The organism is Streptomyces sp. NPDC051976 (assembly GCF_040680795.1).
Classification (GTDB): domain Bacteria; phylum Actinomycetota; class Actinomycetes; order Streptomycetales; family Streptomycetaceae; genus Actinacidiphila.
This window is the reverse complement of record NZ_JBFAXL010000008.1, coordinates 1-15631: the sequence shown is the minus strand read 5'-3', so window position 1 is coordinate 15631 and position 15631 is coordinate 1. Positions and strand designations below refer to the sequence as shown.

The 15631-nt window shown below is 71.9% G+C and carries 10 protein-coding genes; 6 read left to right on the top strand and 4 right to left on the bottom strand.

The annotated features are described in order from the left end of the window. Positions 1–185: 185 nt before the first annotated feature. From AB0M29_RS11370 to AB0M29_RS11355, 4 genes are all read right to left on the bottom strand, one after another. Positions 186–2795, bottom strand: coding sequence for an SUKH-4 family immunity protein (locus tag AB0M29_RS11370; RefSeq protein ID WP_365381969.1), 2610 nt, complete (start codon positions 2793–2795; stop codon positions 186–188). An 8-nt stretch (positions 2796–2803) separates the two neighbouring features. Continuing rightward, on the bottom strand, positions 2804–3760 hold the full coding sequence (locus tag AB0M29_RS11365) for an HNH endonuclease (protein ID WP_365381968.1): 957 nt from the start codon (positions 3758–3760) through the stop codon (positions 2804–2806). A 122-nt stretch (positions 3761–3882) separates the two neighbouring features. Continuing rightward, positions 3883–4695: a sensor domain-containing protein gene (locus AB0M29_RS11360; protein ID WP_365381967.1), complete on the bottom strand. Its 813-nt coding sequence runs from the start codon at positions 4693–4695 to the stop codon at positions 3883–3885. 176 nt (positions 4696–4871) lie between these two features. Then, complete coding sequence (locus AB0M29_RS11355; RefSeq protein ID WP_365381966.1) at positions 4872–5627, bottom strand: hypothetical protein; 756 nt, start codon at positions 5625–5627, stop codon at positions 4872–4874. Between the two features lie 315 nt (positions 5628–5942). On the opposite strand from AB0M29_RS11355, the gene AB0M29_RS11350 reads away from it, so the two are divergent. The 6 genes from AB0M29_RS11350 (at position 5943) to AB0M29_RS11325 (ending at position 15586) form a co-directional block, all read left to right on the top strand. After that, positions 5943–6452: a YwqJ-related putative deaminase gene (locus tag AB0M29_RS11350; protein WP_365381965.1), complete on the top strand. Its 510-nt coding sequence runs from the start codon at positions 5943–5945 to the stop codon at positions 6450–6452. Next, the gene (locus AB0M29_RS11345) at positions 6449–6946 is read left to right on the top strand and encodes an SUKH-3 domain-containing protein (protein ID WP_365381964.1); all 498 of its coding nucleotides are present in this window, start codon (positions 6449–6451) and stop codon (positions 6944–6946) included. The genes AB0M29_RS11350 and AB0M29_RS11345 overlap by 4 nt, the downstream gene beginning before the upstream one ends. Before the next feature lie 293 nt (positions 6947–7239). Beyond that, positions 7240–8028: an ABC transporter ATP-binding protein gene (locus AB0M29_RS11340; protein ID WP_365381963.1), complete on the top strand. Its 789-nt coding sequence runs from the start codon at positions 7240–7242 to the stop codon at positions 8026–8028. After that, the gene (locus AB0M29_RS11335) at positions 8025–10589 is read left to right on the top strand and encodes an FtsX-like permease family protein (protein WP_365381962.1); all 2565 of its coding nucleotides are present in this window, start codon (positions 8025–8027) and stop codon (positions 10587–10589) included. Before AB0M29_RS11340 ends, AB0M29_RS11335 begins: the two co-directional genes overlap by 4 nt. Positions 10590–10832: 243 nt before the next feature. Then, positions 10833–14372 (top strand): transcription-repair coupling factor, encoded by a 3540-nt coding sequence (mfd, locus tag AB0M29_RS11330; protein ID WP_365381961.1) that lies wholly within the window; start codon positions 10833–10835, stop codon positions 14370–14372. Between the two features lie 140 nt (positions 14373–14512). Beyond that, positions 14513–15586, top strand: a complete 1074-nt coding sequence (locus AB0M29_RS11325) for a glycoside hydrolase family 19 protein (protein ID WP_365381960.1) — start codon at positions 14513–14515, stop codon at positions 15584–15586. Positions 15587–15631 lie beyond the last annotated feature (45 nt).

Sequence of the window (15631 nt, the reverse complement as noted above, 5' to 3'; positions counted from 1 at the left end):
CTCCGTATGTCGCTATTTTTGGCTTATGTCCGAATTGTAAAGGTTGCGACACTCCGACATTGCTCCTACCCACCCACTGGCCCCGTGATGGCCGCGCGCGACGGCCGTGCACGCGAAAGGGCCGGGTGCCCTGGGGTTCACCACCCCGGCACCCGGCCCGTCGCCGTACCGCGTCCGCTGCGCCGCTACAGCAGCCCGTCCCACATCTGCTCGATGAGTACCGACCACCAGTGGTCGGGCGAGGCGATCGCCGCCGGGTCCTGCGCGGCGAGCTGCGCCTGGAAGTCGACCGTCCAGCGGCCCGCCTGATCGGGCGTGAGCCCGATCCGCAGCCGCCACATCCGGCCCAGCAGCGCCAGGCAGCGGGTGAACTCCGGCAGGCTGGAGTTCACGAACTGCGGCGGCACCGGCTGCCCGCCGGGACCGGCCTCCAGCGGTACGGCCACGATGTGCGCGGTGCCGTACTGCACACAGAGCTGGCGGCCGAAGTCATTGCCCATGACCAGATACGAGCCCGCGTCGGACGCGGGCTGCACGCCGCGCTGCTGGGCGAGCTCGGCCAGCGTCGGCACCGGCTGGCCCGGCTGGGCCTGCGCCCAGAAGAACGGCCCGAAGTCGACGGGCAGCCCCGCCCACACCAGGGACTGGGCCACGATGTCCGGCACGCCCTGCCGGGACACCGCCCGCTGGTCGAAGCGGAACAGCCCCTGCGGGCCGAACGCCGCCGCCAGCTCCTGCCCGATCACGTCGAGCGCCACCGGCGGCACCCGCAGCACGGTGTGCGCCTCGGGCATCGGCACCCGCTGCGGCTGCGGCCGCGCGGGCGCGCCCGCCACCTGGTGCAGCTCGCCCTGGTGGGTCAGCAGATGCTGGACGCCCTGCTGGCGGCTGGCGTGGTCCCGGCCGTACGGCGCGGTGTGGCTGATCCGCACCTGCGGCCAGGTCTCGCGGATCATCCGCGTGCAGTAGCCGCCCGGCAGGTCGCAGGACTCCAGTTCGGTGTGGAGCTCCAGCACCTGCTCGGGGCGTACGCCCAGGGAGCGCAGCTCGTGCAGGATCTGCCACTCCGGGTGCGGCGTGCCCGGCGCGGAACGCCGGATGAGCTGCTGCTCGCTGCCGTCCTGGCCGCGGTAGCGCAGCACGGCCATGTAGCCGGGGCCGACGGTCGGCACGGCCGCCGCCTGGGGGTAGCCGTAGGCGGGCGGCGGCGGGGGAGTGCCGGTGCCCATCGGGGCGCCCATGCCGGGCACGGGCGGCGGGGGCGGCGGTCCACCCGCGGGCGGACCCGCGGGGCCCGCGAACATCGTGGCCGCGTAGTGCGGGTCGTTGCTCGCCCCGGCCGGGGGCGGCGGCGGGGTGCCGGCGCCCATGCCGGGTCCGGGCGGCGGCGGGGGCGGTCCGCCCACGGGCGGGCCCGCGGGACCGGCCAGCATCGTGGCGGCGTAGTGCGGGTCGTTGCCGCCCGCGGCGGGCGGCGGCGGGGGAGTGCCCGCGCCCGGTCCCGGTGGCGGGGGCGGCCCGGTGGGTCCGGCCAGCATCGTGGCCGCGTAGTGCGGGTCGTTGCCTTGGGGCGGCGGGGGAGTGCCCGCGCCCGGTCCGGGCGGCGGGGGCGGCCCTGTCGGTCCGGCCAGCATCGTGGCGGCGTACTGCGGGTCGGCGCTGCCCGGCGCGGGCCGGGGCGGCGGCGGGGCGTCCGGGCTGCGGACGGGCGCGCCCGACGGCGGCGGGACGCTGCCCCGTACGGCCTTGGCGGTCTCCAGGTCGTGGATGTCCCCGGCCCCGGCGCCGTGGTCCACGGGCGGCGGCAGCGGCACGGGCTGCCCGCCGGGTGGCGGGAAGGCGGAACCGCCCACGGTGTGCGGCACGGGCGAACGCCCCGGCGCGACCGGCGGCGGACCCGGCTGCTCGGGCGGCGCCACCATGGTGCGCGGCAGCGAACTCCCGCCCGGCATCAGCTCGGTGCGCGCCTCCGCGCTCAACGGGCCCTGGCCCAGGTCGATCTGGTCGGAGCCCGAGATCGGCGGTGCGAACACGGTGGCCGGAGCGGCGACCGACTCGCCCTCCCCGCTGTCGCTCGTCGTCTTCCCCGCCCAGCCGCCACCCGCGACATCACCAGGGGCGGGCGCGGGCGCCGGGACGGGAGTCGGACGGCGGTAGTCCACGCCGGGCGTACCGGGGCGCGCGTCCACGGGGGCCGGACCGCTCTGCGCGGGCGGCGCGTCCGCGGGCGTACTCGCGGCGGCCGGGCGGCGCGTGTAGTCGATGCCGCCCGAGGAGGACGACGAGTCGGCGCTCGCCGCCGCCGGACGGCGCGTGTAGTCGATGCCGGAACCGCTCGACGGCGTCGGGTCCGGGGCTGGGTCCTGGGCGGACGGGACCGCGGACAGGTGCCCCGAAGAAGAAGACGACGTACGCCGGTCCGGGATGCCGATGCGGTCGGCCGCGTCCTGGAGCCACTGCGGCGGGCTCAGCAGGAAGGACGTCGCTTCGAGGTCGATGCGCTGGGGCGGTTCGGGAACCGCGTCGTTCGGCACGGGGCCGTATTCCTCTTCGTAGCGGCGGATGAGTTCGCCGATGGGCAGTCCCGGCCAGAGCGTCGCCTCGCCGCTGTCGCGGGCGATGATGACGCGGATGTCACCGCCGTCGTCGGCCGACGGCCCGTCCTCGCGGGGCTCCGACCAGACGACGAAGCCGAGGTCGAACTCGCGGACCCGGATCTCGCGGGCCTGGTACGCGGGCACGTCACCGTTGATCCAGCGTTCGGCGCGCTCCTGCGCCTGCGCGAAAGTGACCATGTCCGGCCTCATCCCTCCACCGGGACGGCGCTGGCGAAGCCCCCGTCCACCATCAGGTTCGCGACGGTCTCCAGCTCCGGCGGATTGCCCGCGAGGCGCAGCAGGAACGCGTCGAGTGATTCGCCGCAGGGCAGCAGCAGTTCGGCCACCCGGTCGGCCGGGGTGTCCCAGCGCTCGCCGTCGCGGGCGTCGTCGTACGCGCAGAACCAGACCGAACCGACCGCGTCACCCTTGACCTTGACCGCCAGGATGCCGCCCTGGACGTAACCGATCGCCAGGTAGTCCTTGGTGAGGTGGTCGCGCAGGCACTTGTTGACGTAGACGAGGTCGTTGACGGCCGCGTCGTCGCGCACGGTGAAGAACGGCTGGTCGATCAGCAGCCCGAGCTCGGGGTCGAGAGCCACACCGCGGGGCGCGCAACCGCCAGCCGCCTTCAGGAAGGTGCGGTACGCGCCGGGCAGCCGGTAGCCCAGCTCCTCCTCGACCTCCCGCACCTGCGCCTCGCTGACCGAGACCGGCTCCTTCGGCAGCCCGAAGTGGACCGGCCGGGTCTCCTGCAGCGGGCGGGTGCCGCGCTTGTCGTGGTCGGCGGCGGAGGCGGCGAGCCCGCCGTGGTGGCGCAGCAGCGCCTTGATCTCCACCGGGACCAGTTCGAGCCGCCGGGTGCCGCTCACGTGGTGCCAGGTCCAGCCGTGCGGGGTGGCCACCGGCGGCAGGCTGCCCCACAGCTCATGGCCGGAAGCGTGCAGAGCGGCGTTGGCGGACACGTAGTCCGTCAGCCGCAGCTCGTCTATCCCGAAGCCCTCCGGCGGCTCGGCGATCTCGGCCGCCGCCCGCGCGTACGGCGCGAAGTCGGGGAAGCCGTCGTCGTCCACCCAGACCCCCTGGGGGTGCCGGGCGGCGCGTACCGGGTCGGGAAAGTGCACGACCTGTCCGGCGTAGGCCGCATTCGGTGGCGCGGTCATGGCGGTTGCCCCCTGCTGCGTCTGGCTGTTGACGACAGCCTAGGGCCTGTCCCCATGGACCTGACCAGCCCGGTACCGGTTCCGCGCAACCCGCGGCGCCCCGCTGCCGCCCCGTCGCCGCATCACTTGCCCGTCGCGGCGTCCTTCAGCTTCTCGGCCTGCTTGAGGGGGATGGACGGGCGCAGCGTCGCCGGCTGGTGGTCGGCGCGGACCGTCTCGTACGCGGCGGTGGTGTCACCCGACCTGACGACGGTGACCAGGACGATGCCCTGGGCGCCGCGCGCGGTGTCGGCGATGGTGTACGTCGCCTGCTGGTCGCCGAGCGGGGCGGCGCCCGTCGCGGGCTGCACCGGCTGGACGCTGAAGGTGGTGATCGCCCCGGTGTCGCGGGTGGCCTTGAAGTTGCGGCAGGTCCGCAGCGCCGTGGTCAGCTCGTCGAGCACCGAGCGGGCGGTGCCGGGGGTGTACGAGGCGATCACCTCCAGGGTGATGGCCTTGGCCTTCTTGTCCTTGTCGGTGGTGTCGGTGACCATCGCGCCGGTGTACACCTGCCGCGGGTGCTTGGGGCGGCTGCTCCACTGGTCGGCGATCGGCTGGCAGGCCGGGTTGTCGGCCTTCGCCGCGCCACCCAGGAGCTGGGTCTTGCTGCCCGCGGGCATCACCTGGACGTGGGGGACGTCGGAGGAGGTGAGCAGCGCCGAGGTGAGCTTCGCGGTGGACACCGCGCCGGACGCGCGGATGGTGTCCGGCGTCTTCGCCTTGCTGCCGCCCGAGCACCCGGCGCTCAGCGCGAGCGCGGGGACCAGCACGGCGGCGGTCACCGCCGCGGTCCGCAGGCGGCCGCCGCGTACCCGACCGTTCGGGGTACGAAGGCGCAGGTCACCGGCCTGCTGGCGGCTACTGGCGAGTAGGCGAGTGGCTACACGTATCGGCATCAGTGTTTCCCCTGGTGGTGTCCGTCCCCGTGTCCGTGCCCGGGACCTCGCGGGCGACGGCCCGCTGCCGCGCGACTTTACGGCACCGGGGGCGGCGTTTCCCCTGTGGATCTGCTCACAAGAAGGTCACATCGGCGGTCGGCGCCGAGGGCCGTCCACGGGCAACGGCCGCCCTGTCAGCCGCCGAGCGCCGCCTTCAGCTTCTCGTTCTGCTTGCGCGCGATCTCCAGCGGCAGCGAGCCCGCGCCGCCCTGGGACTTCACCGACAGATAGGCGCTGATGGTGTCGCCGGTGCGCACCACGGTGACGAGAGCCGCACCCGATGCCTTGTCCGAAGTGTCGGACATCACGTAGGAGACGGACGCGTCGCCGACGGACACCGCGGGGCCCTTGGTGATGCGGAACGGCGTCTTCGTACCGGTGTTGTCGGTGGCCGTGAAGGTGGTGCAGGTGCCCAGCGCGGTCTTCACCGAGGCGATGACCTTCTCGGCGTCACCCGGCGCGTGGCTGGCCAGCAGCATCTGGTTGATCTCGTCGGGCGTGCTGGTGGGGGTGCCGGTGGTCGTACCGGTCTTGGCGAAGGCGGCGCCGACGAAAGCCTTTCGGGGGATCTTCGGCTTGCTGCTGGTGACGTCGGCCAGCGGCTGGCACTCCGCCTTGTCCGCCGTCAGGGTGGAGGTGTCGGCGGAGTCGTTGGTCTGCGAGACCTCCACCGAATAGCCGGGCACCTCACCGGACTTGACCAGGGCGCTGGTCAACTGCGCCTTGCTGAGCGGGGTCGCGCCGCCGCCGCCACTCCCGCCGGAGGACGCGGACTTGGGCGACTTGGACGCGCCGTCGGAGCCGGAGGATCCGGAGGAACCGGAACACGCGGCGGTGAGGACGAGAGCGGGCAGCACGGCGGCCGCCAGTCGGATCCGGGTCTTGTGCATGGGAGTCACATTCCCTGTTCGGGCGGGCGTATGGCCCCGCGGCTGCGGGCCGACTGACGATCCTCCCCGCCAGGAGCCGCCCCGTCCATCGGACACCGGAGCCCTACCCGGAATGCGCACGGCCGATTCCCCGGCGATTTGTGCACGTGCTGTGCCCACGTCACCGACATACCGTCACGGGACGGTGACATGGCCCACACAGGATGGTCGCGACACCGCGTTCTGCTTTCCCATCGCGTGGCCTGTTTGGCACTCTGAACCGACATACGGGGGAACGCCCGCCGTGGTGGGCGGATGGAGGGATGCGTGCAGACCATGACAACTCCGACGTCGGCGGCGGGGGCGGCCGATCCACGGTTGAGCTGGAGTACGGCACGGGACCCGGTGGGACCGCCGGTCCTGCGGCACCGCAGGGACGGCATCATGCCCGCGGTCGCCGCCGCGCTGCTGATCCGCGACGAGGTGCTGACCTGCACGGGCGCGAAGGGCGAGCAGCCGCCGCCGCTGCACCCGATCGTGCGCGAGTTCCTCGACGCGCTGCCCGTCGCGCAGCGCGAGCGGTTCACCGGGCGGTGCCCCGAACCCGTGCTGCTTTCCCGCCATCTGACGGCGGTTGAGGCGACCCGCGGCAAGCGGGCCTCGCGCAAGCCCCTCACCCAGGGGGAGGCACGCAAGGCCCTGCGCGGCGCCAAGCTCACCTCGCGGTGGATCCGCGAGGACGGCGACCCCGCACACGGCGCCTACGCCCCGCCGTGCCGCTCCTGCGCGCCGCTGCTGGCGCACTTCGGGGTACGGCCGGTGGACCCGGCGGCGGAAGGGGCATGAGCATCCCCATGGCCGGCAGCACCAGGTTCCCGGTCGGCGTCGACGCCGCGCTGCGCGCCGCGGGCTGGCAGCCGGGACGCTGGGACATCCGGCAGGCCGAGTCCTGGGCGGACGGCCTGCGCGCCTACGCCTCACCCGGCGGGCACCGCCACGCGGTCTCCCCGGCGGCGGTCGAGGCATGGGCGGAGTTCGGCGGGCTGACGATCCCCGCGGCCTCCGGGCCCGGCCGCCAGATCGCGCCCACCACCGTGGTGATCGACCCGATGCGCGGCCTCCACCTGGCCCGTACCCTCGCCGACCTCGGCCGCGCCCTGGAGACCGACATCAGCCCGCTCGGCGAGGAGCCGTCCTCCGGCGCGCTGCTGGCCATCGACGCCGAGGGCCGCGTCTACACCGTCGACCACACCGGCGACTGGTACGCGGGCCCCGACATCGACCGCGCCCTCGCCACCCTGGTCGGCGGCATCCAGCAGGTCCGGCTCAGCGTGAACTGACCCCGCGGGGGCACTCGCGGGTGGAGACCGGGCCGGGTCACGGGTGGAGACCCCTGACACGCGGATGGGCCTCAGGTATCAGACCCCTAGGGGGAGGTACCTACTTTCGGTGGTCCCCGGTTCGTACCGGCGGATGACGATCTGGCGCCCGGCGTTCCCTACCTTCATGGGGAGAGGTGGGGATAGCCCCACCCCAGGACGGAGACCTCCCCCATCGTGCGGGGGACGGCGCTCGGCCAGGCTGAACCCATCAGCTCGACCACGCGGTACCAAGACCTACACAGGAGACAAACGTGACAACGGCAGTGACGGTTCCCAAGGCCGGGGGCAGCGGAGAACGTTCGGCCGTTGCCGCAGCAGGCCGCGCGGTGACGAAGGCGTACGGCACGGGCGAGACGCGGGTCGTCGCACTGGACGCCGTCGACGTCGACATCGCGCGCGGCCGGTTCACCGCGATCATGGGCCCCTCGGGCTCCGGCAAGTCCACGCTCATGCACTGCCTCGCCGGGCTCGACACGGTCTCGGAGGGGCGGATCTGGATCGGTGACACCGAGATCACCGGCCTGAAGGACAAGAAGCTCACCCAGCTGCGCCGGGACAAGATCGGCTTCATCTTCCAGTCGTTCAACCTGCTCCCCACGCTCAACGCGGCGGAGAACATCACGCTGCCGATGGACATCGCGGGCCGCAAGGTGGACCGCGACTGGTTCGACCGGGTCGTGGAGACCGTCGGTCTGGCCGGGCGGCTCAAGCACCGCCCCACCCAGCTCTCCGGCGGACAGCAGCAGCGCGTCGCGGTCGCCCGCGCACTCGCCGCCCGCCCCGAGATCATCTTCGGTGACGAGCCGACCGGAAACCTGGACTCCCGGGCCGGCGCCGAGGTCCTCGGCTTCCTGCGCCGCTCCGTCGACGAGCTGGGCCAGACCATCGTCATGGTCACCCACGACCCCGTCGCCGCCTCCTACGCCGACCGCGTCCTCTACCTGGCGGACGGCCGGATCGTCGACGAGATGGTCAACCCGACCGCCGAGTCGGTCCTGGAGCGCATGAAGTCCTTCGACGGTCGCGGGAGGACCTCGTGACCGTCTTCAAGACATCGGTGCGCAACTTCTTCGCGCACAAGGGACGAATGGCGCTCTCCGCCATCGCCGTCCTGCTCTCGGTGGCGTTCGTGTGCGGCACGCTCGTCTTCACCGACACCATGACCGCCACCTTCGACAAGCTCTTCGGTTCCACCGCCTCCGACGTCACCATCAGCGCCAAGAAGGTCGACGACGCGCAGACCACCGGCCGGCCCGACACCGTGCCCGCCTCGCTGCAGGCCACGCTGACGCACGTCCAGGGTGTGGCGAAGTCCGACCCGGACGTCACCAGCGAGGACGTGACGGTCGCCGACTCGCACAACAAGAGCATCAGCCCGTCCTCCGGCGCGCCGACCATCGTCAGCAACTGGGACCCCACCGAGACCAAGGCCGTGGAGATCTCCTCCGGCCACATCCCGCAGGGGCCGACGGACGCGGTGCTCGACGCCGACACCGCCAACAAGCACGACCTGAAGATCGGCGACACCCTGCGGGTCATCGCCGCACCCGGCGACTTCAACGTCACCATCTCCGGCATCGCCACCTTCAAGACCACCAACCCCGGTGCCGCCGTGATCTACGTCGACACCGCCACCGCCCAGGCCAAGCTGCTCGGTGACTCCAAGGCGTACACCGGCTTCGGCCTGACCGCCGCCAAGGGCGTCACCGACGACCAGCTCAAGGCCAACGTCAAGGCGGCGATCGGCACCAAGTACACGATCGACACCGCGGCCGAGACCAAGAAGAAGGACAAGGACGACGTCGGCGGCTTCCTGAACTTCATGAAGTACGCGATGCTCGGCTTCGCCGGTATCTCGGTCCTGGTCGGCATCTTCCTGATCGTCAACACCTTCTCGATGCTGGTCGCCCAGCGCACCCGTGAGATCGGCCTGATGCGGGCCCTCGGGTCCAGCCGCAAGCAGGTCAACCGGTCGGTGCTGATCGAGGCCGTGCTGCTCGGCATCACCGGCTCGATCCTCGGCATAGGCGGCGGCATCGGACTGGCCATCGGCCTGATGAAGCTGATGGGCAAGGCCGGGATGAAGCTCGACACCTCCGAGCTGACCATCAAGGCCACCACCCCGGTGATCGGTCTGGCCATCGGCGTCATCGTCACCGTGGTCTCCGCCTACATCCCGGCCCGCCGGGCCGGGCGCATCTCCCCGATGGCCGCGCTGCGGGACGCGGGCACGCCCGCCGACGGCAGGGCGGGCAAGATCCGCGCCACCATCGGTGTGCTGATCTGCGCCGCCGGCGCGGTGGCCCTGATCGGGGCCGGCCAGGCGGACAAGGCGTCCTCCGGCGGCAGCCTGCTGGGCCTGGGCGTCCTGCTCAGCCTGGTCGGGTTCGTGATCGTCGGCCCGCTGCTGGCCGGTGTGATCGTTCGGGCGGTCAGCGCGGTCGTCCTGCGGTTCTTCGGGCCGATGGGCCGCCTCGCGGAGCGCAACGCGCTGCGCAACCCGCGGCGTACCGGCGCCACCGCCTCCGCGCTGATGATCGGCCTCGCGCTGGTCGCCGGTATGTCGGTGGTCGGCTCCTCGATGGTGGCCTCGGCCGACGACCAGCTCGACAAGTCGGTCGGCGCGGACTTCATCCTCCAGCCCGACGGCCAGCAGCCGCTGACCCCGGCGCTGGTGGCGGCGATCAAGTCCGCCTCGCACATCCAGCACTTCACCGAGTACGCCGGGGTCAACGCCAAGATCACCACCCCCGACGGCAAGACCGGCACCAAGCAGCTCTCCGCGGTCAGCCCCACCTACGCGGACGACCTGCGGCTCAAGACCGTCAAGGGCAAGCTCACCGACGCCTACGGCGCCAACGCGATGTCGGTCAACGAGGGCTACGCCAAGAGCCACAACATCAAGCTCGGTGACGAGCTGGCGGTGGCGATGGTCGGCGGCCAGCCGACCAAGCTCAAGGTCGCCGCCATCACCAGCGACGACACCACGGTCGACCACGGCGCGATGTACATCAACATCGCCACGGCCCGGCAGTACCTGCCCAAGGACAAGCAGCCGCTCGACCAGATCATGTTCGCCAAGGCGGTGGACGGCCAGCAGAAGGAGGCCAACGCGTCGCTGACGGCCGCGATCAAGGACTACCCGCAGCTCAAGGTGCGCGACCAGGCCGACTACAAGGACCTCATCCACAAGCAGGTCAACCAGCTGCTCTACATGATCTACGGCCTGCTGGGCCTGGCGATCATCGTGGCCATCCTCGGCGTGGTGAACACCCTCGCCCTGTCGGTGGTCGAGCGCACCCGGGAGATCGGCCTGATGCGGGCCATCGGCACCTCGCGCCGCCAGCTGCGCCGGATGATCCGGCTGGAATCGGTGGTCATCGCCCTGTTCGGCGCGCTGGTCGGCCTGGGCCTCGGCCTCGGCTGGGGCGCCACCGGGCAGCAGGTGCTCGCCTCCCAGGGGCTCGGCATCCTGCGGATCCCGTGGTCGACGATCATCACGGTCTTCATCGGCTCCGCGGTCGTCGGTCTGCTGGCGGCCCTCCTCCCGGCCTTCCGGGCAGGGCGGATGAACGTCCTGAACGCGATCGCCACCGACTGACCACCAGTCCCCGCGAATACGCGGCGGCCCCGGAAGCGCAACCCCCCGCGCTCCGGGGCCGCCGTATGTCCGTACGCCGGTGGCTCCCATGCCCCATGCCCCATGCCCCCGCGCCCCCGCGCTCGCGCGCCCCGGCGTCCCGGGGGTGGCTGTCGGTGGGAGGCCGTACGCTAAAGACACCCCGGCCCGTGACACGTGTCGGGCGGTTCGCGTTGCCCTCTGCCCCGGGACGGAAAAGCCCTCATGAGTCTGAACGGTCTGGTCGACGTCGTCGTCGAGGACGCCGCGCTCGCGGAAGGCGTGGAGGCCGCCGCCTCCGGCGCCCGGCCGATGGTGGACCTGGTGGGTCCGCCGGCCGCCCGCCCACTCGCCGTCGCGGCGCTGGCCGCTCGCACCGGCCGCACCGTGCTGGCGGTCACGGCGACCGGCCGGGAGGCCGAGGACCTGGCCGCGGCGCTGCGCTGCCTGCTGCCGCCGGACGACGTCGCCGAGTACCCGGCGTGGGAGACGCTGCCGCACGAGCGGCTCTCGCCGCGCAGCGACACCGTCGGACGCCGGCTGGCCGTGCTGCGGCGCCTGGCCCACCCTCAGGCCCACGACTCGGGCGCCGGGCCGGTCAAGGTCGTGGTCGCGCCGATCCGCTCGGTGCTGCAACCGCAGGTCAAGGGTCTGGGCGACCTGGAACCCGTGGCACTGCGCACCGGGCAGAGCGCCGATCTGGGGACGGTCGTCGACGGCCTGGCGGCAGCCGCGTACTCCCGGGTGGAGCTGGTCGAGAAGCGCGGGGAGTTCGCCGTCCGCGGCGGCATCCTGGACGTCTTCCCGCCGACCGAGGAGCACCCGCTGCGGGTGGAGTTCTGGGGCGACGACGTCGAGGAGATCCGGTACTTCAAGGTCGCCGACCAGCGGTCGCTGGAGGTCGCCGAGCACGGGCTGTGGGCGCCGCCCTGCCGCGAGCTGCTGCTGACCGACGAGGTCAGGGAGCGGGCCGCCGCGCTGGCCGCCCTCCACCCCGAGCTGCACGAGATGCTGGACAAGATCGCCGAGGGCATCGCGGTGGAGGGCATGGAGTCCCTCGCCCCGGTGCTGGTCGACGACATGGAGTTGCTGCTCGACGTGCTCCCCGGCGGCAGCATGGCCGTGGTCTGCGACCCCGAGCGGGTCCGCACCCGGGCCGCCGACCTGGTCGCCACCTCCCGCGAGTTCCTGGAGGCGTCCTGGGCCGCCTCGGCGGGCGGCGGCGAGGCCCCGGTCGACCTGGGCGCGGCCTCGCTCTGGTCGATCGCGGACGTACGCGACCGGGCCCGGGACAACGGCATCCTGTGGTGGTCGGTCAGCCCCTTCGCGGCCGACGAGGCCGACGAGCTGGACGGCGACACCCTCAGGCTCGGCATGCACGCGCCGGAGCTGTACCGCGGCGACACCGCCCGCGCGCTGGCCGACACCAAGGGCTGGCTGGCCGACGGCTGGCGGATCGTCTACGTCACCGAGGGCCACGGCCCGGCCGCCCGGGTGGTGGAGGTGCTCGGCGGAGAGGGCATCGCCGCCCGGCTCGACGTCGAGCTGACCGGGCTCGCGCCCGCCGTCGTACAGGTCGCCACCGGCTCGCTCGAACACGGCCTGATCGACCCGGTGCTCAAGCTCGCGGTGCTCACCGAGACCGACCTGTCCGGGCAGAAGTCGTCCACCAAGGACATGGGGCGGATGCCGTCCCGCCGCCGTAAGACCATCGACCCGCTCACCCTGGTCAGCGGCGACTACATCGTGCACGAGCAGCACGGCGTGGGCCGCTACGTGGAGATGGTGCAGCGCACCGTCCAGGGCGCCACCCGCGAGTATCTGCTGGTGGAGTACGCGCCCGCCAAGCGCGGCCAGCCCGGCGACCGGCTCTTCGTCCCCACCGACCAGCTGGAGCAGGTCACCAAGTACGTCGGCGGCGAGGCCCCGTCGCTGCACCGGCTCGGCGGCGCCGACTGGACCAAGACCAAGGCGCGGGCGAAGAAGGCCGTCAAGGAGATCGCCGCCGACCTGATCAAGCTCTACTCGGCGCGGATGGCGGCCCCCGGCCACACCTTCGGCCCCGACACCCCGTGGCAGCGCGAGCTGGAGGACGCGTTCCCGTACGCGGAGACGCCCGACCAGCTCACCACCATCGCCGAGGTCAAGGACGACATGGAGAAGTCGGTCCCGATGGACCGGCTGATCTGCGGCGACGTCGGCTACGGCAAGACGGAGATCGCCGTGCGGGCGGCCTTCAAGGCCGTGCAGGACGGCAAGCAGGTCGCCGTCCTGGTGCCGACCACGCTGCTCGTGCAGCAGCACATGGGCACCTTCACCGAGCGGTACGCGCAGTTCCCGGTGAACGTGAAGGCGCTGTCGCGGTTCCAGACCGACAGCGAGGCGAAGGCGACCCTGGAGGGGCTGCGCGAGGGCTCGGTCGACCTGGTCATCGGCACCCACCGGCTGTTCTCGTCGGAGACCAGGTTCAAGGACCTGGGCCTGGTCATCGTCGACGAGGAGCAGCGCTTCGGCGTCGAGCACAAGGAGCAGCTCAAGAAGCTGCGGGCCAACGTGGACGTGCTGACGATGTCGGCCACCCCGATCCCGCGCACCCTGGAGATGGCGGTCACCGGCATCCGCGAGATGTCCACCATCACCACCCCGCCCGAGGAGCGGCACCCGGTGCTGACCTTCGTCGGGCCGTACGAGGAGCGGCAGATCGGCGCCGCGATCCGCCGTGAACTGCTGCGTGAGGGCCAGGTCTTCTACATCCACAACCGGGTGGAGTCGATCGACCGGGCGGCGGCGCGGCTGCGCGAGATCGTGCCGGAGGCGCGGATCGCCACCGCCCACGGGCAGATGGGGGAGTCGCAGCTCGAACAGGTCGTGGTCGACTTCTGGGAGAAGAAGTTCGACGTGCTGGTGTCCACCACGATCGTCGAGTCGGGCATCGACATCTCCAACGCCAACACCCTGATCGTGGAGCGCGGCGACACCTTCGGGCTCTCCCAGCTCCACCAGCTCCGCGGCCGGGTCGGCCGGTCCCGCGAGCGCGGCTACGCGTACTTCCTGTACCCGCCGGAGAAGCCGCTGACCGAGACCGCGCACGAACGCCTGGCCACCATCGCCCAGCACACCGAGATGGGCGCGGGTATGTACGTGGCCATGAAGGACCTGGAGATCCGCGGCGCGGGCAATCTGCTCGGCGGCGAGCAGTCGGGCCACATCGCCGGGGTCGGCTTCGACCTGTACGTACGGATGGTCGGCGAGGCCGTCGCCGACTACCGGTCGGCGCTGGAGAGCGGCGGCGAGCCGGAGGAGACCCTGCTCGAAGTCAAGATCGAGCTGCCGGTCGACGCCCATGTGCCGCACGACTACGCGCCGGGCGAGCGGCTGCGGCTGCAGGCGTACCGCGCGATCGCGGCGGCCAACACCACCGAGGACATCACCGCGGTCCGCGAGGAACTCACCGACCGCTACGGCAAGTTGCCCGAGCCGGTGGAGAATCTGCTGCTGGTGGCGGGGCTGCGGATGCTGGCCCGCAAGGTGGGCGTCAGCGACATCACCCTGCAGGGCAACAACGTCCGCTTCGGGCCGGTGGAGTTGCGCGAGTCCCAGGAGCTGCGGCTGAACCGGCTCTACCCGCGCACCGTATTGAAGCAGGCCACCCGGCAGGCGCTGGTGCCGCGGCCCTCGACCGGGCGGATCGGCGGAAAGCCGGTCGTCGGGCGGGAGTTGCTGGAGTGGACGGCGGAGTTCCTGACGACCGTGCTGGACAACTGAGCGAGGCCGCCGGGGACTTACGGGCGGGAGTTTCCGGTGTGCCGCGAGTGAACGGGATTGGTCTGGACCCTTGACAGGTCCAGACCAATCCGCTTGAGTCTGCCTCGACCCCACTCGATCCCCCCACAAGGAGTGGTCCCGTGTCGAGACAACGGATCATCGCGTTCCTCACCGCCCTCGCGGTCGCGGTCGGACTCGCCCTGCTGATACCGATGGCGTCCACCGCGTCGGCCGCCACCTGTACGACCGCCTGGAACTCCTCCTCGGTCTACACCGGTGGCATGACCGCCTCCTACAACAGCCACAACTGGTCGGCCAAGTGGTGGACGCAGGGCGAGACGCCCGGCTCCGCGGACGTCTGGGCCGACCAGGGCGCCTGCGGCAGCGGCGGCACCACGGGCGGTGGCTCCGGGTGCAGCTACCCGGCCTGGGCCCAGGGCCACAACTACGTCACCGGTGACATCGTCACGTACACCAACGGCAACTACTACATCGCCACGCACGACAACCCGGGCTACGACCCGACGATCAGCACCTGGTTCTGGAGCCCGTACACCTGCGGTTCCAGCGGCGGCTCGACCGGCGGCGGCAATCCGCCGCCCGGCGGATTCGTGGTCACCGAGGCCCAGTTCAACCAGATGTTCCCGAGCCGGAACTCCTTCTACACCTACAGCGGCCTGACCGCGGCGATGAGCGCCTACCCTGCCTTCGCCACCACCGGCAGCGACACGGTCAAGAAGCAGGAGGCCGCGGCCTTCCTCGCCAACGTCAGCCACGAGACCGGCGGCCTGGTCTACATCACCGAGGTCGACAAGTCCGGCAACTACTGCGCCTCCGAGCCCTACGGCTGCCCGGCGGGCACCTACGCCTACTACGGCCGCGGCCCCATCCAGCTGAGCTGGAACTTCAACTACAAGGCCGCCGGTGACTCGCTCGGCATCGACCTGCTGGACAACCCCAGCCTCGTCGAGACCGATCCGGCCGTCTCCTGGAAGACCGGCCTGTGGTACTGGGACACCCAGACCGGCCCCGGCTCCATGACCGCGCACAACGCCATGGTCAACGGCGCCGGTTTCGGTGAGACCATCCGCAGCATCAACGGCAGCATCGAGTGCAACGGCGGCAACCCCGCCGAGGTGCAGGACCGCGTCGCCGCCTACCAGCGCTTCGTCCAGATCCTGGGCGTCCCGGCAGGCAACAACCTGAGCTGCTGACCCCCGCACGCACGCGACAGGGCCCGTCCGGCGGTGATCCGCCGG